The sequence below is a fragment of the Pseudomonas sp. 31-12 genome (genome assembly GCF_003151075.1).
In the GTDB taxonomy this organism is placed as follows: domain Bacteria; phylum Pseudomonadota; class Gammaproteobacteria; order Pseudomonadales; family Pseudomonadaceae; genus Aquipseudomonas.
This window is the reverse complement of sequence record NZ_CP029482.1, coordinates 3,960,977-3,982,208: the sequence shown is the minus strand read 5'-3', so window position 1 is coordinate 3,982,208 and position 21,232 is coordinate 3,960,977. Positions and strand designations below refer to the sequence as shown.

Annotated in this window: 17 protein-coding genes; 2 read left to right on the top strand and 15 right to left on the bottom strand. The window is 60.1% G+C overall.

Going from position 1 to position 21,232, the window contains the following annotated elements; all coding sequences use genetic code 11:
- Positions 1 to 52: 52 nt before the first annotated feature.
- Both ilvD and DJ564_RS18725 read right to left on the bottom strand, forming a co-directional pair.
- A complete protein-coding gene (ilvD, locus tag DJ564_RS18735) occupies positions 53 to 1,735 on the bottom strand; it encodes a dihydroxy-acid dehydratase (RefSeq protein WP_109632278.1) in 1,683 nt (560 codons plus the stop codon).
- A gap of 208 nt (positions 1,736 to 1,943) precedes the next feature.
- Positions 1,944 to 2,843, bottom strand: coding sequence for a LysR family transcriptional regulator (locus DJ564_RS18725; protein WP_109632276.1), 900 nt, complete (start codon positions 2,841 to 2,843; stop codon positions 1,944 to 1,946).
- A 128-nt stretch (positions 2,844 to 2,971) separates the two neighbouring features.
- On the opposite strand from DJ564_RS18725, the gene DJ564_RS18720 reads away from it, so the two are divergent.
- Entirely contained in the window at positions 2,972 to 4,375 is a 1,404-nt protein-coding gene (locus tag DJ564_RS18720; RefSeq protein ID WP_109636098.1) for an MFS transporter, read from the top strand.
- A gap of 132 nt (positions 4,376 to 4,507) precedes the next feature.
- Here DJ564_RS18720 and DJ564_RS18715 read toward each other — a convergent pair whose 3' ends face one another.
- From DJ564_RS18715 to DJ564_RS18695, 5 genes are all read right to left on the bottom strand, one after another.
- Positions 4,508 to 4,738 carry a transmembrane sensor/regulator PpyR gene (locus DJ564_RS18715; protein ID WP_109636096.1) on the bottom strand — a complete coding sequence of 77 codons (231 nt, stop codon included), beginning with the start codon at positions 4,736 to 4,738 and terminating at the stop codon, positions 4,508 to 4,510.
- A 175-nt stretch (positions 4,739 to 4,913) separates the two neighbouring features.
- On the bottom strand, positions 4,914 to 5,288 hold the full coding sequence (locus DJ564_RS18710; RefSeq protein ID WP_109632274.1) for a response regulator transcription factor: 375 nt from the start codon (positions 5,286 to 5,288) through the stop codon (positions 4,914 to 4,916).
- A gap of 105 nt (positions 5,289 to 5,393) precedes the next feature.
- On the bottom strand, positions 5,394 to 6,041 hold the full coding sequence (locus DJ564_RS18705) for a response regulator transcription factor (protein ID WP_256597428.1): 648 nt from the start codon (positions 6,039 to 6,041) through the stop codon (positions 5,394 to 5,396).
- A gap of 40 nt (positions 6,042 to 6,081) precedes the next feature.
- Positions 6,082 to 7,632 carry a sensor histidine kinase gene (locus DJ564_RS18700; RefSeq protein ID WP_109632272.1) on the bottom strand — a complete coding sequence of 517 codons (1,551 nt, stop codon included), beginning with the start codon at positions 7,630 to 7,632 and terminating at the stop codon, positions 6,082 to 6,084.
- 395 nt (positions 7,633 to 8,027) lie between these two features.
- Entirely contained in the window at positions 8,028 to 8,351 is a 324-nt protein-coding gene (locus DJ564_RS18695) for a hypothetical protein (protein ID WP_109632270.1), read from the bottom strand.
- Positions 8,352 to 8,722: 371 nt separating this feature from the next.
- Here DJ564_RS18695 and treS point away from each other — a divergent pair, with 371 nt between their 5' ends.
- Entirely contained in the window at positions 8,723 to 10,789 is a 2,067-nt protein-coding gene (gene treS, locus DJ564_RS18690; RefSeq protein ID WP_109632268.1) for a maltose alpha-D-glucosyltransferase, read from the top strand.
- 832 nt (positions 10,790 to 11,621) lie between these two features.
- Here treS and DJ564_RS18680 read toward each other — a convergent pair.
- The 8 genes from DJ564_RS18680 to DJ564_RS18645 all read right to left on the bottom strand — a co-directional run bounded on the left by DJ564_RS18680 (position 11,622) and on the right by DJ564_RS18645 (position 21,231).
- Positions 11,622 to 12,677 carry an acyltransferase gene (locus tag DJ564_RS18680; protein ID WP_109632264.1) on the bottom strand — a complete coding sequence of 352 codons (1,056 nt, stop codon included), beginning with the start codon at positions 12,675 to 12,677 and terminating at the stop codon, positions 11,622 to 11,624.
- Between the two features lie 93 nt (positions 12,678 to 12,770).
- Positions 12,771 to 14,246 carry a family 16 glycosylhydrolase gene (locus DJ564_RS18675; protein WP_109632262.1) on the bottom strand — a complete coding sequence of 492 codons (1,476 nt, stop codon included), beginning with the start codon at positions 14,244 to 14,246 and terminating at the stop codon, positions 12,771 to 12,773.
- The gene (gene galE, locus DJ564_RS18670; RefSeq protein ID WP_109632260.1) at positions 14,246 to 15,301 is read right to left on the bottom strand and encodes a UDP-glucose 4-epimerase GalE; all 1,056 of its coding nucleotides are present in this window, start codon (positions 15,299 to 15,301) and stop codon (positions 14,246 to 14,248) included. Before galE ends, DJ564_RS18675 begins: the two co-directional genes overlap by 1 nt.
- 30 nt (positions 15,302 to 15,331) lie before the next feature.
- Positions 15,332 to 16,750 (bottom strand): oligosaccharide flippase family protein, encoded by a 1,419-nt coding sequence (locus DJ564_RS18665; protein WP_109632258.1) that lies wholly within the window; start codon positions 16,748 to 16,750, stop codon positions 15,332 to 15,334.
- 13 nt (positions 16,751 to 16,763) lie between these two features.
- Complete coding sequence (locus DJ564_RS18660) at positions 16,764 to 17,717, bottom strand: glycosyltransferase family A protein (RefSeq protein ID WP_109632256.1); 954 nt, start codon at positions 17,715 to 17,717, stop codon at positions 16,764 to 16,766.
- 18 nt (positions 17,718 to 17,735) lie between these two features.
- Positions 17,736 to 19,049 carry an O-antigen ligase gene (locus DJ564_RS18655; protein WP_109632254.1) on the bottom strand — a complete coding sequence of 438 codons (1,314 nt, stop codon included), beginning with the start codon at positions 19,047 to 19,049 and terminating at the stop codon, positions 17,736 to 17,738.
- Entirely contained in the window at positions 19,046 to 20,158 is a 1,113-nt protein-coding gene (locus DJ564_RS18650) for a glycosyltransferase (protein ID WP_109632252.1), read from the bottom strand. The genes DJ564_RS18655 and DJ564_RS18650 overlap by 4 nt, the downstream gene beginning before the upstream one ends.
- Positions 20,155 to 21,231, bottom strand: coding sequence for a glycosyltransferase (locus DJ564_RS18645; protein ID WP_109632250.1), 1,077 nt, complete (start codon positions 21,229 to 21,231; stop codon positions 20,155 to 20,157). Before DJ564_RS18645 ends, DJ564_RS18650 begins: the two co-directional genes overlap by 4 nt.
- Position 21,232: the final 1 nt, after the last annotated feature.

The window sequence follows — 21,232 nt, the reverse complement described above, 5'->3', positions numbered from 1 at the left end:
TCGCGAAGGCGGCAGATCAGGCAACGCAAAACCACAGGTCTGGCGCCCATCCCTAAAGATATTTATCCGTAACCGCCCCCTCCGAAGCACTGGACACAGTCTTCGCATACTTGGCCAACACCCCGCGCTTGTATTTGGATTCCGGGCGCACCCAACGGGTCTTGCGCTCAGCCAATTCAGCGTCGGATACATCCACCGTAATCTGCCGGGTTTCTGCATCGATGGTGATCGTGTCGCCATCTTCAATCAGCGCAATCGGCCCGCCCTCAAAGGCTTCCGGCGTGATATGCCCCACGACAAAACCATGGGAGCCACCGGAAAAGCGGCCGTCGGTAATCAACGCGACTTCCTTGCCCAGCCCTTTGCCCATGACCGCTGACGTCGGCGAGAGCATTTCGCGCATGCCCGGCCCACCTTTGGGCCCTTCGTAGCGAATGACGATGACGTCGCCGGCTTTGACTTCGCCATTGAGAATCCCGGCCAACGCACCTTCTTCACCGTGATAAACGCGCGCCGTGCCTTCAAAGCGCAAACCTTCCTTGCCAGTGATCTTGGCTACGGCGCCAGTGGGTGAAAGGTTGCCGCGCAGCACCACCAGATGAGAGTCCTTTTTGACCGGCTGGTCGAACGGCAGGATCACGTCCTGGCCCTCGGGATAATCGGGCACGTTTTCCAGGTTTTCTGCCAGGGTCTTGCCGGTCACTGTCATCACATCGCCGTGCAACATGCCGGCCGCGAGCATGCGTTTCATCAGCGGCTGGATGCCGCCGATGGCCACCAACTCGCTCATCATGTATTGGCCGCTGGGGCGCAGGTCGGCCACCACCGGGGACACCTTGCCCAACTCGACGAAATCATCCAGCGTCAGTTCGACATCCACTGCATGTGCCATGGCCAGCAGATGCAGCACGGCGTTGGTCGAGCCGGCGAGGGCGATCACCACGCGGATGGCGTTCTCGAACGCTTTGCGAGTCATGATGTCGCGTGGCTTGAGGTCCAGCTTCAACAGCTCCATGACCTGCTGACCGGCGCGGAAACTGTCGGACGCCTTATCGCTGCCGACGGCGTCCTGGGAGCTGGAACCCGGCAGGCTCATGCCCAATGCCTCGATGGCAGAAGCCATGGTGTTGGCCGTGTACATGCCGCCGCAGGAACCGGGACCGGGGATCGCCACTTCCTCAATCTGCTTGACCTGAATCTCGTTGATATCGCCGCGTGCATTTTGGCCCACGGCCTCGAACACGGAAATAATGTCGGTGTGGCCGGCGCCCGGGCGGATGGTGCCGCCATAGACGAAGATCGACGGGCGGTTCAGCCGCGCCATGCCGATCAGGCACCCCGGCATGTTCTTGTCGCAACCGCCCACGGTCACCAGGCCGTCAAAGCCTTCGCAACCGGCCACCACCTCGATGGAATCGGCGATCACTTCCCGCGACACCAGCGAATACTTCATGCCTTCGGTGCCGTTGGCGATGCCATCGGAAATGGTGATGGTGTTGAAAATGACGCCCTTGGCGCCGGCAGCATTTGCGCCTTTTTCCGCTTCAACGGCGAGCTTGTCGATGTGCATGTTGCACGGCGTGACCATCGCCCACGTCGAGGCGATGCCAATCTGCGGCTTTTTGAAGTCCTCATCCGTGAAGCCCACGGCACGCAGCATGGAACGGCCCGGCGCGCGCTCCACGCCGTCGACCACTTGCGAGGAGTACTTGCGTAAATCAACTTTGTCGCTCATGACGTTCCCTCATATCCAGATCGCTGGCCTGACCGGTGTGGCCCGAAGCAACGCATTGAGTCTAGACCCGGTTCGCCGACTTGGCCGCCGAACCTGTGGGAGCGGGCTTGCTCGCGAAGGCGGCCTTGCCTGCAATACATACATTGACTGACACACCGCTTTCGCGAGCAAGCCCGCTCCCACAGGGTGCGAAAGCATTCAATAAGCGCTAATCCAGCGACCCCGCACACACCTCGCGAATACATCCGCGCAACCACTGGTGCGCGGCGTCGGCGTCCATTCGCGGGTGCCAGAGCATTGAAATGGTGATCACCGGCGTTGAAACCGGAAGGGCAAAACTGTGCAGGCCGGCACGCAGATTGTGGGTGTGGCGTTCGGGCACCGTAGCGATCAGGTCCGACGCCCGAGCCAGCGCCAGCGCTGCGCAGAAGCCGCCGACGATGGTCACGATCTCCCGCGCCAGTCCAAGCGGTTTCAAGGCGTCATCCATCGGCCCTTTGTCCCGCCCGCGTCGCGAGACCAGGACATGCCGGCCGGACGCATACCGGGTGGGGGTGATCTTGCCCTTGCTCAGTGCATGACCCGGGCGTACCACGCCGATAAAACGGTCCTGGTACAACGCGCGGGTGCGCACTTCCGGGCTGGTGGTGTCCGCGACAACGCCGGTCTCCAGATCGACCGTGCCGTCTCGCAGCAGCGCGCTGTCCTGGTTCAGTTTCTGTAAAAAGTGCAGCCGTACGCCGGGTGCCTCTTCGCTGAGGCGAGCAATCAGCGCCGGCCCGAAATTCTCCACAAAGCCGTCGCTGGTACGCAGGGTGAAGGTGCGCACTAGCTGCTTGAGGTCGAGCTGCACGGCGGGGCGCAGCACCGCTTCGGCGTGCTGCACCAGTTGGCTGACCTGCTCACGCAGTTCCAGCGCTCGGGGTGTCGGTACCAGCCCGCGTCCGGCGCGGACCAGCAGTGGGTCGCCGGTGGTTTCACGCAGGCGCGCCAACGCCCGGCTCATCGCCGACGGGCTCAGTCGCAGTCGTTGGGCGGCACGCGCCACACTGCCTTCGGCGAGCAGCGCATCGAGGGTAATCAGCAGGTTCAGGTCAGGAGTTGTCATGCTTCAACGTTAGCACGGCTGGGCGGTGACATGGCGTTGCGTGCAGGTATCAAGTGCAAGTGGTGCGTCTTCCGCCCTATCAGGCGCGGGCATACGCTGAAGGTCAACACTTCATCAATGGCCCAACCATGAAAACCATCACGCAATCCCGCTCGGTCCGCTGGGCGCTCGCCAGCCTTTCGTTGTCGATGTTGATGCCTTCGCTCGACACCAGCATCGCCAATGCAGGCTTGCCGACTTTGTCCCAGGCACTCGACGCCTCATTCCAGCAAGTGCAGTGGATCGTCCTCGCGTATCTGCTCGCGATCACGACGCTGATCGTCAGCGCCGGACGCTTGGGCGACATAGTCGGTCGTCGCCGGTTGTTGCTGGCCGGCATCGGCATCTTCTCGCTCGCGTCACTGGCCTGTGGTCTGGCGCCGTCGCTGTGGTGGCTGGTCGCCGCGCGAGCGGTGCAAGGCCTCGGCGCGGCGATCATGCTGGCGCTCACCGTGGCGTTTGTCGGCGAGACGGTCCCCAAGGCGCAGACCGGCGGCGCCATGGGATTGCTCGGCACGATGTCGGCGATCGGCACCACGCTGGGTCCGGCGCTGGGCGGCGTGCTGATCTCCGGTTTCGGCTGGCAGGCGATTTTTCTGATCAACTTGCCGCTGGGCATTTTGAACGGGGTGCTCGCGTATATCTACTTGCCTGCTGATCGCCAAATGCCGAAGGTTCAACGCGGTGCTTTTGACGTTGCAGGCACGCTGGTGCTGGCGCTGACACTCGGCGCGTATGCACTGGCAATAACGTTGGGGGAAGGGGTTTGGAGTTCGCTCAACCTCGCGTTATTGCTGATCGCCGCTGCTGGCAGCGGAGTCTTCCTGTTCATCGAGGCGACGGTTGCATCGCCGCTGATCAAACTGACGCTGTTGCGTGACCGGGGGTTGAGCGCAAGCCTGGCCATGAGCATGTTGGTCTCGACGGTGATGATGTCGACGCTGGTGGTCGGGCCGTTCTATCTCTCAGGCGCACTCGGGTTGAATGCAGCGCTGGTCGGGCTCACGTTGTCAGTCGGCCCGCTGGTGGCCGCGTTGGCTGGCGTACCTGCCGGACGCCTGGCAGACCGTTTTGGCGCTCAGCGCATGACCGCTTTCGGGCTCGTCGCGATGGCGCTCGGTGCTGGCGTGCTGTCGATGATGCCGACGCGTTTCGGCGTCTTCGGTTACCTCGCGCCCATCGCCGTCATCACCGCCAGCTATGCGCTGTTTCAGGCGGCCAACAACACGTTGATCATGAACGGCGTAAGCCAGGATCAGCGCGGCGTCATTGCCGGCCTGCTCAGCCTGTCGCGCAATCTCGGACTCATCACCGGCGCCTCGGTCATGGGGGCGGTGTTTGCGCTGGCGTCATCGACAACCGACATCACCAGCGCAGCCCCGGAAGCGGTCGCCCATGGCATGGCAATCACCTTTGTGGTCGCTGCGGGACTGATCGGCCTTGCGCTCGCCATTGCGTTGCCAGCCCTGAACAATGAACGCGCGGCGGCGTAAATTCGAAGCAAAAAAAAGCCCACCAAAAAAACGGGTTGGCGGGCGCTTGGGAATCGCCGGTTCAGCAAGGAGGGAGCTGGCCGGGTCGTTAATAAAAGGTGGTTCAGGCAGCGGTGCCGTGCAGTTGCGCTTTCAGATTGAGCGCAGGCGGTTATAGGCCAGCAGCCGCATGACATAACCAAGCTTGATCGCCGTCGGGCCCAGAATCGTCATGGCATGCGCGCCCACCAGGGCAGGCAGCGTCAGGTAGGCATCACAGCCGTAGGCCAGGATGATCCCGACCACCAGCATGATCAGCCCGCCGATCAGCAGCACATGAGACAACTTCAACACCCGATACGGATTTTCAAAAAAGCCATACACGCCAGTCACCGCCCTACACCTGAAGACAAGGGAGATGTTATCGACGGGGAGAGGGCGGGACACTTCTACCTGGGGTCAGTGCAAACACGCATGAGTATGAGCAAGGCATACCCGTGTATTAAGCGGGCAAAATGAAAACGCACAGACCGAGTGATTTGACCGCAGATGAGCGGGCTCAAGCGGAGCGATTGAGGATGTCTTCGATACAGGCAATCAATTCGCCACAGGGGAATGGCTTGGGAAAAAATGCGACGGGTTTGACGGCTGTAGCGCTGACCTGGGGCAGGGAATCCAGGTATCCGCTGATGAAGATGACCGGCAGGTGAATGCCTCGGGCTGAGAGTTCTTCATACATCTGAATGCCCGACAGGCCGGGCATTTGAACATCGGAGATCAGGCAGGAGGTGATCAGCGGACCGTTAGTCGAGAGGAACTCTTCGGCCGTGGCGAATACCCGGACGGTGTAGCCGTTGGAGCGCAATAAACTGTCCAGTGCAATGCGAACCGACTCGTCATCGTCGACCACGGAAATGATAAAGGGGTAGGACATTTAAGTACCTGGGTGATATCGGGTAGCCCATAAAGAGTGCCCGCCATCACTGCAAGATACCCAATCCCCCAGCGCGACACAGTATACCTGCGTATAGACCCGTCCCTAAGGGCGGTTGATTCCCAGCGCTTGCGCCATTCGGACAAGGTCGGCAAACGAGCGGGCGAACATCTTGCGCATGGCCTGGCCGCGGTGGATCTTGACGGTGATCTGGCTCAAGCCGATTTCCCCGGCGATCTGCTTGTTCATCAGGCCTGACACGGCCAATGCCATGACCGTCTGCTCTCTGGGGGTCAGCGTGGCAAAGCGGCTGCGCAACTCATCGTTTTCGCGCTCCGACTCGCGCCGCACCTTGTCCCGTGCGTGGGCAGCGGATACCGCATCAATCAAGTCCTGTTCGCGAAAGGGTTTCTCGAGGAAATCCACCGCGCCGGCCTTCATCGCCCGGACTGTCATGGCAATGTCGCCGTGCCCGGTCATGAAAACGATCGGCAGGTTGATGTTGGCGGCCACCAGCTCCTGCTGGAAATCCAGCCCGCTGGAGCCTTGCAATCGCACATCCAGCACCAGGCAGCTGGGGATGTCCGGACGGTTGTACTTCATGAAGTCGGCAGCAGAACCGAACAGCTCGACCTGCAGGCCGATGGAACGCAGCAGGCTGCCGAGTGCTTCACGCAGCGGCGCATCATCATCGACGATGAAGACCAAAGGCTCGGTGTTGCTGACTTTGTTCATGGGGTGGTATTTGTTCATGGAGCTTCCCTGGGAGCAGTTGTCCTGGTGTTCAAGCCGTTTAGTGGGCGACGGTGACGAGCAGCGGCAAGGCGACCTTGAACGAGGCGCCGTGACCGATGGCGCTGGTGGCCCAGATCCTGCCGCCATGAAAATCAATGATCGAGCGGCAGATGGAGAGGCCCATGCCCATGCCGTTGTCCTTGGTCGTAAAAAAGGGGGTGAACAAGGACGGCAGGACATGGGCTGCGATGCCCGGTCCCAGGTCAGCCACTTCCACCACCGCCTCGTTGTCCTTGACCCACGTGCGTACGTGCAGAATTCGTTCGCAGACTTCGACCTCCGCCAAGGCCTGGCATGCGTTGATGATCAGATTGATGATCACTTGCTGCAGCTGTACCCGATCCGCATGGACACGACCCGCGCACGCGGCCAAATCGACCTTCGGACTGATTTTGTGGTGTGCCAACTCTTGTTGAACCAGGCTCAGCGTCTCGTTGACGATGTCGTTCAGCGACTCACTCTGGCGCAGCGGCCCACACTTGCGTGACAGCGTCCTGATGCGACTGATGACATCGCTGGCGCGGCACGAGCTGGCGATGATGCGGTCCAGGGAAGCGATCGCTTCGTTCAGATCCGGGACGGGACGGTCGAGCCAGCGACGACAGGCTTCGCTACTGCTGGTGATGGCCGTCAGCGGTTGGTTCACCTCATGGGCAATCGACGCGGCCAGCTCGCCCAGCGAGGTGACGCGGGTGACGTGGGCCAGTTGCGCCTGGGCGCAGAAGAGGGCCTCCTCGGCTTGCTTGCTGGCGGTGATGTCCATCAGTGCGCCGACGTATTTGGAGCGCTCATGCTGGGTAAACAGCGGACTGGCGATCATGTGCACATGTTTGATGCGTCCATCCGGCATCAACAAGCGGTGCTTGACCTCAATCAGCGCTTCATGACGCGTCGCCTTGGCAAAGATCTCGTGCACCAGCGCAAGGTCGTCGGGATGAGTGCGTGCCAGGACCTTGGAGAAGGTCGGGGCTTCGGTCAGCGGGTACTCAAAAATCCTCGCCGATTCATCCGACCAAGAGATCGCTTCGGCGCCGGCGCGAAAGCCGACGCTGCCGGTCTGGCTCAGGCGTTGGGCGCCGATCAGGTACACCTCGTTATGACGCAGCCGGTCGGCAGCATATTTGCTGCGCAGCGCCAGGAAGGTGATCGCCGACAGCGCGGTCAGGCAGCGGAAGAACCCCGTTGTCGAGTCCCAGCGTTGATAGCCGCCGTTATAAAAAAAGGTCGCCGTCAGCAGCAGCATGCACATCAGCGCGATTGAAATAACGGCGTTGATTGAAAACAGGTTCGCCGCCATCAACAGCAACGTGATGTAAAGAATCGTCGGGGCCAGGTCAGTGTGTGTCTCGGAATTGATGATCACGATGCCGCACGCCACCACCAGCCCGATCAGCCATCCCAGGGCGTTGATCAGCGGGTTGGAACTGATGCCGATCGCTGCACCAATGCTCGTCTCGCAGGGTATGCGTTGCCCTTTGCCGTTGGCACTGTTGAAAAATGGAAAGGCTTTGCGCGCATTGAAAGACCTGTTGTTGTTCATCTCGGTCATGCACTCCTGGTATCGAGGGGGCGGAGTCGGGTGCCTATGCTAGAAGCAAATGTTTGCCCTTCAATAGGACATAAACCCCTGAATTTCGGCCAAAAATCGTCCTGAATATTGGCGGATGAAAAAAGCCCCTCGTGGAGGTGATGCTGTTCACTTAAACCTCTTCAGTCACAGAGAACCTGTGGCGAGGCAGCTTGCTCCCGCTTGAGTGCGGAGCACTCACAAAAATCGACGGTGTTGTCGGATTTTTGGGGCCGCTACGCAGCCCAGCGGGAGCAAGCTCCCTCGCCACAAAAGTAGCTGTGTCTGAAGTACCGCGCTTAAGTGAACCGCATTACCCTCATGGAGGGGCTTTCTGTTTATCGAGCCCGTCAGCCGAGCCCTGAATCAATGCTCGATCAGCGGCAGGCGAAGCAGAAGTCGGCGTTCATGTCTGAACCGGAGTCGTAGCCACCATCGGCGACACGGTTCTGCTTGAGGCGATCAGAGCCGTCCGACGCCAATTGCCGTTCTTTCAAGCGATCGGCACCGCCTTCGGCAACGTGCGGGTGGGTGGGTTTGTCGGAAGCGTGTTGGACCAACGGTGCAACAGCATCCCGATCTCCGCCTGTTCGGCTGCCGCTGGCAGCTGCGTCGCGAGGTTCGGCGGCGTGAATCGTTGCCGTTATCAAGCCAGTGGTAGCAAGCAGGGCGATGCCCAATACGACGTTTGGAGTTTTCATCCTGTTCTCCTTATTTGATCAAGGGATGTTCAAGCAACAAGGGTTTTGCATGCGTGCAACGGTCCGCGAGAGACCGTCGTAGTGACGCGACCCAGGAACGTTTTTTGTCTGATCAAGCGTGGGTATTTGATGGCTGTATCTTAAAGAGACGCGCAGGTGCGTCACTTATGCCTAGGTTGTCTGCGGGGATATGTAGGTGTTAACAACTCATTCCCAGGTATGACTTGAAACAGCAGGCGGGCTCTGATTCGTCCAGCGTCGATGCAACGAATGCCGCCTCAGGGCCTCATATGAAAAGGACGGGTCCGCCGGTGCAGGTACGCATGGGATGGCCAAGCGCAAATTTACCCCGACAACAGGTAACAGTTTTTATGACCGCGGCTGACAAAAATCATGTGACCTGGCTGGTTGAACAATCGATGCTTCATGCCGCCCGGCAGCGGGCCAAGCTCTATTCGGGGCAAGGTCGGCTGTGGCAACAGCCCTATGCCCATACCCGGCCCCGCGATGCCTCGGCCCTGGCGTCGGTGTGGTTCACTGCCTACCCGGCGTCCATCGTCACTCGCGAAGACGGCACCGTGCTGGAAGCCCTGGGCGATGAAACCTTATGGCATGCGCTGTCGAGAATCGGCATCCAGGGCATTCATAACGGTCCGCTGAAAATGTCTGGCGGCCTGACTGGCACCCAACGCACACCGACCATTGACGGCAATTTCGACCGCATCAGTTTCGAGATCGACCCGCAGCTGGGCACCGAGGCGCAGCTCCAGGCGCTGGTGCGCATGGCCGCCGCGCACAACGCGGTGATCATCGATGACGTGATCCCTTCGCACACCGGCAAAGGCGCGGATTTCCGCCTGGCCGAGATGGCCTACGAAGACTACCCGGGTCTCTACCACATGGTCGAAATCCGCGAGGAGGACTGGCCGTTGCTGCCGGACATCGCCGACGGTCGTGATGCGCAAAATCTCAGCCCTATGCAGGTCGACGTGCTCCGGGACAAGCACTACATCGTCGGCCAGTTGCAGCGCGTGATCTTCTTCGAGCCGGGGGTCAAGGAAACCGACTGGAGCGCGACTCCGATCGTGATCGGCGTCGATGGCAAACCACGGCGCTGGGTTTATCTGCATTACTTCAAGGAAGGGCAGCCGTCGCTGAACTGGCTGGACCCGACCTTCGCCGCACAACAGATGATCATCGGCGATGCCCTGCACGCCATTGACGTCATGGGCGCGAAAATCCTGCGTCTGGACGCCAACGGATTCCTCGGCGTGGAGCGCAAGCTCGACGGCACCGCCTGGTCTGAAAGCCACCCGTTATCGATCACCGGTAACCAGTTGCTCGCCGGGGCGATCCGCAAGGCCGGCGGTTTCAGTTTCCAGGAGCTGAACCTGACCGTCGACGACATCGCCAGCATGTCCCACGGCGGCGCCGATCTCTCCTACGACTTCATCACCCGACCGGCCTACCAGCACGCGTTGCTGATGGGCGACACCGAATTCCTGCGCTTGATGCTGCGGCAGATGCACACCCTCGGCATCGACCCCGGTTCGCTGATCCATGCCCTGCAGAACCACGACGAACTGACCCTGGAACTGGTGCATTTCTGGACGCTGCACGCCCATGACACCTATCTCTATCAGGGGCAGACCTTCCCGGGCAGCATCTTGCGTGAACACATTCGTGAGCAGATGTACGAACGTCTGGCGGGCGAGCACGCGCCTTACAACCTGAAATTCGTGACCAACGGCGTGTCGTGCACCACCGCCAGCATCATCACGGCGGCGCTGGGCATTCGTGATCTCGACTCGATCACAGCGGCGGATATCCAGCAGATTCGCCAAGTGCATTTGCTGTTGGTGATGTACAACGCCATGCAGCCGGGTGTGTTCGCGCTGTCCGGCTGGGACCTTGTCGGCGCGCTACCGTTGCCGGCGGAGCAGGTCGAGGATTTGATGGGCGATGGTGACACGCGTTGGATTCACCGCGGTGCCTACGATCTGGTGGACCTCAATCCGGATGCGCCACTGTCCGCGGGTGAAATGCCGCGTCCGAAGACCTTGTATGGCAGCTTGCCCAGTCAATTGAAGGACCCGGATTCGTTCGTCTCGCAACTCAAAAGAATCCTCGCCGCGCGTCGCGCCTACGACATTGCCGCGAGTCGTCAGATCCTGATTCCGGATGTGCAGCATCCCGGGCTGCTGGTCATGGTTCACGAATTGCCGGCCGGTAAGGGGACGCAAATCACCGCGCTGAATTTCGGATCGACGCCGATCACCGAAACCTTGCACCTGCCCAATATTGCGCCGGGGCCGGTGGTCGACATCATCAACGAGCGGGTTGAAGGGGATTTGACGCAGGAGGGGGATTTCACTATTACGCTGGATGCCTATGAAGGGTTGGCGCTGCGGGTGGTGAGTGCTTCGCCGATGATTTGAAGGTGGCTGGTGTCGGGGGGCATATCCGTTTCTGCGGTAACGGCTGCTATTGGTTCCGCCCTTACGGCGGGTGACTTTGAAAAGCGCAAAGTAACCAAACGCTTTCGCCCCTGACGTACGGTGCCTCGCTCCGGTCCTGCTCCGTGGGCCCGCCGCCATCGGCCATCCATGGCCGGGGGCGGCTACCGCGGCATCCCGGCCGCGGTGCCCACTGCGCAGAACCTGCGCTCGGCCTTCCGACGGGGCAGATCAAAAACCAAAACGAGGCGGACTGATAGCCGACCTGATGTGCGTCAAGGTCATCGGTAGTGAACACCATGTCATGTCCGCCAAAAAAACCTGTGGGAGCTAGCCTGCTAGCGATGGACGTCCAGACACCGCGTTCATTCAGACCGAACGCGTAATCGTTAACGTCCATCGCTAGCAGGCTAGCTCCCACAGGGGAAATGCATTCACACGAAGAGCCAGGCCGGCCCGAGGGCCGCCTCGCGGTGCTGTGGCGGTAGTCGCCCCCTCGAGAGGCCGAGTGGAGGTTCTGCGCAGTGGGCAACCCGGCATGGATGCCGGGTTAGCCGCCCCCGGCATGGATGGCCGATGGCGGCGGGCCCACGGAGCAGGACCGGAGCGAGGGCATGCCGAGCCTTGGCGAGGTACCGAACGTCAGGGGCAAGAGCCCTTTGGTTACTTTGGGGCTTTTCCAAAGTGACCCGCCGTAAGGGCGGAACCAATACCCGCCGTTACCGCAGAAACGGATATGTACCCCAACCCCAACGTAAGGCCTTCGCGACTATCCGTTGATCGGCATGAGCGCTCAGCGACTTTGTACGCTCGGTTACGGCTTATTAACCTCGACACGCTTGAAGGATAATGAAAGGAATTTTTTCATTGACCTGGCCATCGGGGTTTCTATTTGTTTGTGGATGATATGAGACGCACCGATCATCAAGGCGATAGTGCCCCAAAGCAGTAGGTGCGGATTCACCGCCGGATAAGCGATGTTAAAGATCATGAAGCCGATCATTTGATGTAAGAGATAAAGCGGGTAGGTCAGCGCTCCCAATGCAGTCCAGTTCAATGTCCCTATGACTCCCGTCCTGTTCGTGGCGACCAGGAAAAACGTCATGAAGAACAGGATGATGATGCTGCAGACGATCAAAGGATTGTATTCAGTCGAATATTTTGTTTCGAGCAATTGGGCCCACACAATGGCGGTGAAGTTGGCCAACGCCAATGCACCTGCCAACAACAGAACCCGTGATGTTGTGATGCCCTTGGCCCATATCAGGTAGAACGTTGCCCCCGCTATGAAATAGGCCGCGTAATCGGTCACCAGTACCGAACGCATCTTTTCTAACGTGAATACTTCAGCGATGGCAGAGACCAGCAGCCAAAGCACGAGGTAGGTCTCTATTTTTTCTATTTTCTTGAAGCCCAGCACAATGGAGATCATTAGATAAAATTTGATTTCTGCAAACAGAGACCAGTAAACGCCGTCGATCGGCGCGATACCCATCAAGTCGCTCAGAAAAGTCATGTTCGCAATGTATTGATAAAGATCAGCGGTATACCGGGGTTGTCCGATGGCAAGTGTGATTACGAAAGTGAGGGTGCAGCACACCCAGAAAGCCGGACAGATACGAACGACGCGGGAGATGAAAAACACTTTGAGATTATTGCTCGAAGCGGTCATCAGGATGACGAATCCGCTGATCATGAAAAACAGTTCGACACCCAGGTAACCGTACTTGGCAGGTTCAGCCAATAGCGGGTAGGGCATAGTCGACATGTCGCCCTTTGCATACCCGCGAAAGGCATAGTGAAAAAACACGACTGCGATAGCCGCCAGGAAGCGCAGCAAATCCAGTTCATTCAGCCGGCGTTTGATCATTTTAATGCGCTCCAGACGTGTTAGCGCTAACTGAAAAACTGACCATCTGCCGATAGAGATTTGACCCGGGCGGTTGTCGATCTGGTGTGGCGGCTATCGACTGCGTTGCCACACCTTGACGTAATCGACGCTGAAGGTAGAGGGCAGGTCAGCATCGTCAACCACGCCGAACCACTGCCACATCGCCTCACTGTCAAAGACAATCTGCATCGGGAAGAAGAAATGGTGGTTCTTCGATTCCCGGACCAGCACGCCATCGACATACCAGCGCAGGGTGTCGGGCTGCCAGTCGAAGCCGTAGATATGGAAGGTATCCGCCAGGCGCCATGGACTGATCCAGGTGCTGCCATCGGCAATATGTTCGGTGCTTTGTGGCGTGGCCCACAGGTGGGCATTCATGTTGTACGAACGGTCGAGCGCCGCGCCTTTGGTCTTGCCGCCGATTTCGAAGATGTCGATTTCGGTGGCGTTGTCGGCCATGCCCGTCCAGGCCAGCCAGAAGGCGCTGGAGCCTGCCGAATTCATGGGTTTGGCGCGCGCTTCGTAATACCCGAAGAGCCCACGCGAAAGGGTGCGAACCATCGCCGAGGAGTAGTCCTTGAAGCCGAGCTTGACGTACTTCTGCGGCAAGGTTTCCTTGCGGAAGACGATGTTCAGGTGGCCATCGTGGACCCTTGCATTGTCCGGCTTGAACAGCGCCGGTTTGCGTCCGAGCGATTCGTTCCCTTGGGCATTGTTGACGTGCCAACGTGCAAGATCGAGGGTGGGGCCGTTGAAGTCGTCGGACAGGTTGGTGTCGAGTGCCCACTGGCCGGCATTGGCCTGATCAGACAGCGGCAGGTCGGGGTTGGTATGGACCGGCAACGTGCCTAGCGGTCCGACACGGGTCCAGGTGTCGGCCAGTCTGGGAACGACCATGGACCATTTGTCCGCCAGGTACTCAAACGCTTGTTGCCGCTCGGCGAGGGAGGCAAACGGGCGGTCGTAGACCAGCACTTCGGCGATGTCGCCGCGGAAGTTTTCGTCCTTGCCACCCACGTTGCGCCCGACGGCATACGGACCGATCGGCACATCGAACAGCTCCAGCACGGAAATGGTCGGCGCATACGCGGAGGTCTCGCGCAGGCTGATGGCGAAATTCGGCAGCACGTTATCGTTGTTGGCGATTTGCGGTCGCGAACTGAACAGTCGCTGCCAGGGGTCAACATTGGCTTCTTCTGGCCGAAGGGAGACGAGCAATACCGTGACCGGGCCTTTTGCGTTGCGGATGTTTTTGCCCAGAAACCCCGAAACGCCACTGAAACGCAGCACCGATTGACCGTTCAGGGCGTTCGCCACCTGCTTCGGTGCCAAGGCGGCATCGTCTGCCGTGGCGTCGTTGGAATGGCCGGATTTGTCGCGCCAGGACTGCACACGGTCCTGCGCATCGACCGTCAAGGTTGATGCGTCGGCCGCGTCGAGCCACAGCACCAGGCCGCTGGCCGGCGGACGGGAGGCCGCTTGCGCCGCCGTGCCAGCCAGTGAAACCGACCACAGCAGGACCAGCAGATAGTGGCTGAGCATCTGCATTACTTCGCCGTCACCAGGGCCGGTATGTCGAGGGCCGACTGATACCCCTGCGGATTGCGCGACTGCCACCGCCAGGTATCGACGATCATCTGTTCCAGGTCGCGTTGCGCGCTCCAGCCCAGCTCACGTCCAGCCTTGCTCGGGTCCGCCCAGCATTTGGCAATGTCACCGGCACGTCGCGGGGCGAAGCGGTAGGGAATGGTGATACCGGTAATGTCCTCGAAACTCTGGATGATCTGCAACACGCTGTAGCCGATGCCGGTGCCCAGGTTCCAGGCGTTGATGCCGCCTTTGCCTTGCAACACCTCCAGCGCCTTGAGGTGGCCGATGGCAAGGTCGACCACATGGATGTAATCGCGCACGCAGGTTCCGTCCACGGTGGGATAGTCGCAGCCGTACACCGTGAGTTCGGGAATCCGTCCGATCGCCACCTGGGTCAGGCACGGCAGCAAATTGGCGGGGCGCCCGCGAGGGTCTTCGCCGATTATCCCGCTTTCGTGGGCACCGATCGGGTTGAAGTAGCGCAACAAGGCAATGCTCCAGCGTGGGTCCGCGTGGCACAGGTCGGTGAGCAACTCCTCGATCATGAGTTTGGTGCGGCCATAGGGATTGACCGGTTTGCCGGTGCCGATGTCTTCCAGGATCGGGGTTTGCGCAGGGTCGCCGTACACCGTCGCCGAGGAGCTGAACACCAGATTGAAGACTTCATGACGCACCATCGCCCGGCACAGATTGAGTGTCCCGGCGACATTGTTGGCGTAATAGTCCAAAGGCTTGCGAAGGCTTTCTTCGACGGATTTGAGGCTCGCAAAATGCACCACGGCATCGACGTCGTAACGGCTGAAAATCTGGTCGAGCAAGACCGAGTCGCCAATGTCGCCATTGATGAAATCGACCCGGGTGTGGGTCAGCAGCTCAAGGCGCGCGATGCACTCTCGACAGCTGTTGCACAGGTTGTCGAGCACCAGCACAGAGTGCCCGGCATTAATAAGCGCCAATGCAGTATGGGAGCCAATGTAGCCGGCCCCGCCAGTAATAAGCGTGGTTTTAGACATGGTGAGGTGTTCCTGTCTCAGGGGGGGAATTCAGCGGGCGGTGAATACCGTTTTGAATTCTTGCGGCCAGCGTGGGTGCAATACGCTGTACGCCACGGCATAGCTCAGGGCGCCAATACCGATGGTGCAAATCAGGTTCAGATAGCCTTCAAAGCCCATTCGGGGAGCCACCATCAGGACGGTTGCGGCCATGACGAGCGAGGCGATCATGCTGCGGTAATTGGCGTCGAAGAATCGGTGCCAGCCATAACCGATGGCCGTGTTGAGTCCGCGGATTTGCAGCGGCGTGATGATCAGCATCCTCGCCAGCAGAGCGAGGGCGGCCGCCATGCCGCCATACAGACTGCCGAAGCTGTAAACCAGCGCCAGAGCCAGTACCGTGGTTGCCACTTCGGCCTTGATGGTCAGGTGGCTGCGATTGACGGCGACCAGTGCGGTCGTGGCGTACATGGCGGTATTGCCGATGGCAGCAGTGCACGCCAGCACTTGCAGCAGGGGAATGGCCTCGGTCCATTTGGCACCGAAGATCAACAGGATCACGTCGTGCGCGGTGAGTGCGATGCCGATGAACAGGGGCGTCAGCAGGAAGCCGCTGACGGCGGTCGAATCGCTGATGATCGCGCGCAACCGTGATGGATCGGCGCTACGCCGGGCAAACACCGGCAGCGCATAACTGATCAGACCGTGGTAGATCGCCGTGCGCGGCAGATCGATGATGCGCATCGCCATGTTGAACATGCCCACCGCGTTGGTGCCGGCCGTCATGCCCAAAACCACGTTGACCCCGCGTTGCAGCGCTTGCGAACTCAGCGCGTTGACGGCCACCGGTGTGCCGGCCTTCAACAGTTCGCGCAAAAACGGGCCGTCAATATGAAAGGCAATGCGTCGCGGATCCGCGCGCATCAATACGATGATGGAGACGAACTCCATGATCAGTGCCTGGGCAACGACCGCCCAGGCCCCGAACCCCCAAAGCGCGACAGCGATGCCGCCGACACCTCCACACACCTTGCCCAGCAAGGTGCGTGACGCCAGCATCTTGAAGTTACCGCTGCGGCGCATTTGCGCCACATAGACCCGCGCCATCATGGTGAACAGGATTTTCACCGAGGCCGCCGCCGTCATCCATTGCAACACCGGATCGGGCGTGTACAGCATCGCTGCGCCCGAGATGACGACGATGGACACCAGGCTGACGAGTACCGCCGCCCAGAACGCCGTGGCGATGTGTTTGTCCTCCAGCCGTTCGAGCCGTACCAGCGGGTCTTCCAGAACCGATGAATACACCAGGCCGATCAACTCGACGATGGCAATGATGACGGTGCCCACACCCAACTCTGCCGGCGACAGCAGCCTGGCATACGCGACAAAGGTAATCATCGACAGGAAGATCAGGCCGAATTTCTCGGTGAAGATCCAGATCAATGTCACCAGACGGTGATTGGCCATGGCGAATACCGGTTCAATGGGCGGTGGTTGAGGCCCTTGCCTTGCGCAGGGTTCGAGCGCAGGCATAGAGGTAGCGCAAGGTCGGTTTGCCGTTGGCGAAGATCAGCGTTTGCCAGGAATACTCCAGCATTCGCCGGTACACGCCGATCACTTCGGCATGCTCGCCACGTCGGGAAAAGGCATTGAGAAAATCGGTGTGGTTGCCCAGCACGAAATCGATCCGTTGCTGCTTGCTGAGCTGCTCGCCATAGCGGGCGAGGTACACGTCGATGAACCTGAGTTTGTTCCCATAGTATTTTTTCGGTTGCGCGGTCATGTTGCCGCCGTTGACCGTGCGCTCCAGCAGCACCTGCGGCACCGTGTGGACCTCCCAGTGTTCGGCGATCCGGGTCCACATGAAGCGGTCTTCGGAGTAACGCAGGCTGGCATCGAAGCCGCCGTACTGCATGATCACCTCGCGCTTGACCAGCGCGGTGGATACGCCATTGAGGACGTTGGCGTGGATGAAATCGTAGAAATGCCGACCACTCTTGCGCCGGTTGTCCAGTTGCCGCCGGCCGTCGCTGTAATTGACCTGGGTGTAGCAGTCGATCAGCCCCACCGGCCGTCCCTGACGAGTGAGTTCGTCGTACAGCGCCAATTGCAGCTCGAGCTTTTGCGGACGAAATTGATCATCGGCATCGAGCAGCGCCACAAACGTTTCTTCACTGTGTCGCATTCCGTGGTTGCGGGCACTGGCCTGGCCTTCGTTGGCCTGCTGCAACAGCGTCAGGCGGTACGGCGCCACGAAGTCCCTGACCCGTTGTGGCCCGTCATCGGTGGAACCATCGTCGACGACGATGACGTGATCGGGCAGCCGGGTCTGCTCGACCAGGGACGCCAGCGTTTGCTCGATGCTGTCGGCGCCGTTGTACATCGGGATCACGACGCACACTGAATGAGGTAAATGGGAGGCTTGGTTGGGCACGGGTGTTTCTCCTTTTTGTCACGCCTGGGCTGAATCGCGCGCTAAATCCCTGCCAGACGGACGCTGACGCAGGGGTGTCGGTGATAACTCGGGGAATGTCGCGTGGTGATGCCGAAATGACAGGGCCAATGTGCAGAACACCAGGAACTCGGCGGAGCGATAGTTGGGAATCACGTACGCCACATAATTGGTGACGACGAACAAACCGATGATGACCAGGGCGCTGGCACGGAACCGGGCCGCCTGGTTCGCCGTTACGGCGCGGTATTGTTTGAACAGCGCTTCGCCCAGCAGCAACGCCAGCGCCGTCAACTGGATAACGCCGCCGTTGAGCAGGGTCTCCATGTAGCCGCTGTGGGCGTTGCCGATGTAGCCCCAGCGATTGATGAAGACACTGGCATCGGGGCTGGCCCAGAAGGCACCGAAGCCGTAACCCTTGAACCATTGTTGGTCGACAAACGGCGCGAGCAGCTCCCAGATCAACGTGCGGTCAGTGAGCGACGGATCGCGACCGGCGATCTCCAGCAGCCACGCAACGTGGCTGTACAGCAACAGGCAAACCAGCAGGAACACCAGCGTGCAACCGAAGAACAGCCACTGCGAGCGGTGCATGCGCAAGCGGATCAGGGTGAGGAAATACCAGTAGCTCAGCGTGCCGGAAATGATCAATGCCACGCCGGTCGCCGACTGGGCGAGCAGGATGGCGATCAGTGAAAAAAACGAGCAGAAGAGGGCCCAGCGGTTACGTTGGCGGATCATCGGCAGCAACAGCAGGATGGCGATTGCGTTGAGCCGTGCCCCGGCGTTCTTTTCGGCGAAAATCCCCTTGAAGGCGCCGTCGCGAATCCCACCGGACAAGAACGCGACGTCCGGCATGACGACGGCGAGCATCAATCCGATCAACGCCGCCACGCCGATGGCACAGCCGAGCATGAAGGTGATTTTTTCAAGGGGGTAGTTGTAGGCAATGAAACCGGCAAAAAACACCACGCTGAGCATCGCGATAAACCGCTTGAAACTCAGCATCGGGTCGTGGGACCAGCCGATTGAAGCGATCACACAGAACATGAACAGCAGCAGAAAGAAGTTGCTGCGGTAAAAGGTTTTGCTGAGGAACACCTTGTTGCGGATGAAGAAGAACAAGGGCACCAGCAGGGTGATGAGACCGCAGATCTGGTTGGCGACGTTGCCTTCGAGGTCTTTATCGATGTCGCCGAAGCTGGAGGCGCCACCCAGGCTGAGGACAAACGTAATCACCTGGATGTAGAACAGCACGCCGAACAACGTGAACGCGTCGCGTAGCGTGGAATATCTGATTTCCAGTGTGCTCATGGCGATGGCCTGCGGAGCAACGCGGCGAGGTAGGTTTCTACCGCGCTGGCATTCATGAAACGCGCGGCGGCCTCGATGCGGGACTGGCGTTGCAGGTCTGGCGGTGTCGAGAGTTGCAGGGCGATCGCCTGCGCCAACGCGCTTGGGTCGTCGACGGCCACCAGCGGCGCGACGAGGCCACCCATGAGAATGTCTTGCGGGCCATGGGGGCAGCGTGTCGACACCACCGGGGTGCCAGTGGACAAGGCTTCGACCAGCGCGTTGGGACTGCCCTCGAAACGTGACGACAGGACAAAGCAGTCGGCCGCGGCCACTTCTGCCAGGGGATCGCGGGTGTAGCCTGGCAAGTCGAATCGATCGGCCACGCCCAGCGTGCGTGCCTGCTCAAGCAACGGCGCCCGGAGCGCGCCTTCGCCAAAAATGATCAGGCGAACGGTGGCGTCGGGCAACCTCGCGAAGGCGTCGATCAAGGTATCAAAGCCTTTTTGCGGGACGAGGCGCCCCACGGCGACAATCACCGGGCTGGGCTTTTGCAGCAGCCAACGGTGGCTAGGCGGCCCCGGTTGCCTGTCGCGAAAGTCGTCATCGAGGACTGGATTGTCGGCAATGGTCACGTCCTTGAGACGTGCAAGGGTGGTGTCGACCAGGTCCTGGGCGACGCCTCGCGAGACGCAGATGACAGGGTTGGGGATGAGGCGGTACAACAGCGGTGCCACCCGGTACGCCAGGCGCACCATGAAGCCGGGGTTGACGTGCTTGTCATGGGAAAACGTGTTGCGTTCGCTGACGTGTAGCCGTGCCAGTGTCCCTGACAGTGAGGCGGCGATGATGGCCACCACGTTGACGTGAGTGAGGGCCGCCAGTTGTGCGTCGAAGCGATTGGCACGCAGAAATCGCGCGAGGGCCGGCACCGCACGGGCGGTGCGCTGGCTTTGCAATTCGACTTTCTTGACACGCGGGTCGAGGTTCACCGCATGGAAACCGCCGCCGGTTAGCATCAGCAATGTCACGTCATTGCCTGCGTCCACCAGGGCACCGGCAAGGCGAGCCATCATTTTTTCAGCCCCGCCTGCGCTGAGGTCATGCAAGATAATCAGCAACTTTTTCATTGGTTCCATACCTGGTAATACGCTTGTGCGGCGTACTGGCTGGTGTACGGATGGATGGCGTCACTGAGCATTTTTGCGCTGGGTGCAACGCCGTTCTGTGCCGCCAGGCTTTGCAGCATTCCCCGCGCTAACGCCGGTGCATCGTTCACGGCAACCAGTTGACCCAGTCGACCGTTGTCCAGCAGTTCCCTGGGCCCGGTCTCGCAGTCGCATGCCAGCACGGGTGTGCCCAGCGCGAGCGCCTCGATCAGGACGGTCGGCATGCCTTCCTGCACCGAGCTCAGAATGAACAGCCGTGCGTGCCTCAGCAGCGGATAGGGATTGCTCAGGAAACCGGTGAAATGCACCCGGTGCGTGATGCCCAGTCGGTTGGCCTGAGTGGTCAGTGCGTCGAGCAAGGGACCGTCACCGACGATCACCAGATCCGGCAGTGCTTCGCTGCGCAACGCCAGGGCATAGGCCTCCAGCAACAGATGAAACCCTTTAGGTTCCACCAGTCGGCCCAGGCTCAACCAATAGTCGCGGGGCAAATCGGCGGGCAGCGGCGCTTGTGCGGCGTGAAGCAGTTGTTCGGTGACGACGGCGTTGGGGCAATAGCGGATCCGTTGCCGACCCCAGGGCATCCAGTCGATGAGGGACTGGCGCAAGGCTGTGGAGACCGTGACCACTTTGCCGCTGCCGCAGAGGTACAACGAATAGAGCAGGCGCAGGCTTGAACGGCCGGTTTTCTGTTCCGTGCAATCCAGTGCCGCGTGACGGCTATAGATGACTTTGCAAGGACGGCCCAGGGTGGCGAACCAGGTGCAGAGATTGGCCTGCTCCTTGGCGGAAATCAGGTGGGTAACGCCCTCGCGGCGAATGAGCCGGCGCAACAGCACAACGGACTTGAGCAGGCCGAAGAGGCCGCTGCCGCTACCCAGCGTTAGCGCACCTACAGTGTCCGGCGTGTCACCGTTCATGATGAAAAAACTCACACGCTGGCCGTCCTTGAGAAACTGCTCGGACAACCGCTGCTGGACGCGCTCGATGCCGCCGCCCGTTTTGAAGTCCTTGAGAATGAACAGGATGTGCATG

Bases quoted from the DNA above. Each gene is read 5' to 3' on its own strand.
- DJ564_RS18725 (WP_109632276.1), bottom strand. From the start codon at position 2,843: ATGACAACTCCTGACCTGAACCTGCTGATTACCCTCGATGCGCTGCTC.
- DJ564_RS18665 (WP_109632258.1), bottom strand. From the start codon at position 16,750: ATGGCCAATCACCGTCTGGTGACATTGATCTGGATCTTCACCGAGAAA.
- DJ564_RS18650 (WP_109632252.1), bottom strand. From the start codon at position 20,158: ATGAAAAAGTTGCTGATTATCTTGCATGACCTCAGCGCAGGCGGGGCT.
- DJ564_RS18710 (WP_109632274.1), bottom strand. From the start codon at position 5,288: ATGTCCTACCCCTTTATCATTTCCGTGGTCGACGATGACGAGTCGGTT.
- DJ564_RS18655 (WP_109632254.1), bottom strand. From the start codon at position 19,049: ATGAGCACACTGGAAATCAGATATTCCACGCTACGCGACGCGTTCACG.
- DJ564_RS18720 (WP_109636098.1), top strand. From the start codon at position 2,972: ATGAAAACCATCACGCAATCCCGCTCGGTCCGCTGGGCGCTCGCCAGC.
- DJ564_RS18645 (WP_109632250.1), bottom strand. From the start codon at position 21,231: ATGCACATCCTGTTCATTCTCAAGGACTTCAAAACGGGCGGCGGCATC.
- treS (WP_109632268.1), top strand. From the start codon at position 8,723: ATGACCGCGGCTGACAAAAATCATGTGACCTGGCTGGTTGAACAATCG.
- DJ564_RS18700 (WP_109632272.1), bottom strand. From the start codon at position 7,632: ATGACCGAGATGAACAACAACAGGTCTTTCAATGCGCGCAAAGCCTTT.
- DJ564_RS18675 (WP_109632262.1), bottom strand. From the start codon at position 14,246: ATGCAGATGCTCAGCCACTATCTGCTGGTCCTGCTGTGGTCGGTTTCA.
- galE (WP_109632260.1), bottom strand. From the start codon at position 15,301: ATGTCTAAAACCACGCTTATTACTGGCGGGGCCGGCTACATTGGCTCC.
- DJ564_RS18705 (WP_256597428.1), bottom strand. From the start codon at position 6,041: ATGAACAAATACCACCCCATGAACAAAGTCAGCAACACCGAGCCTTTG.
- DJ564_RS18695 (WP_109632270.1), bottom strand. From the start codon at position 8,351: ATGAAAACTCCAAACGTCGTATTGGGCATCGCCCTGCTTGCTACCACT.
- ilvD (WP_109632278.1), bottom strand. From the start codon at position 1,735: ATGAGCGACAAAGTTGATTTACGCAAGTACTCCTCGCAAGTGGTCGAC.
- DJ564_RS18680 (WP_109632264.1), bottom strand. From the start codon at position 12,677: ATGATCAAACGCCGGCTGAATGAACTGGATTTGCTGCGCTTCCTGGCG.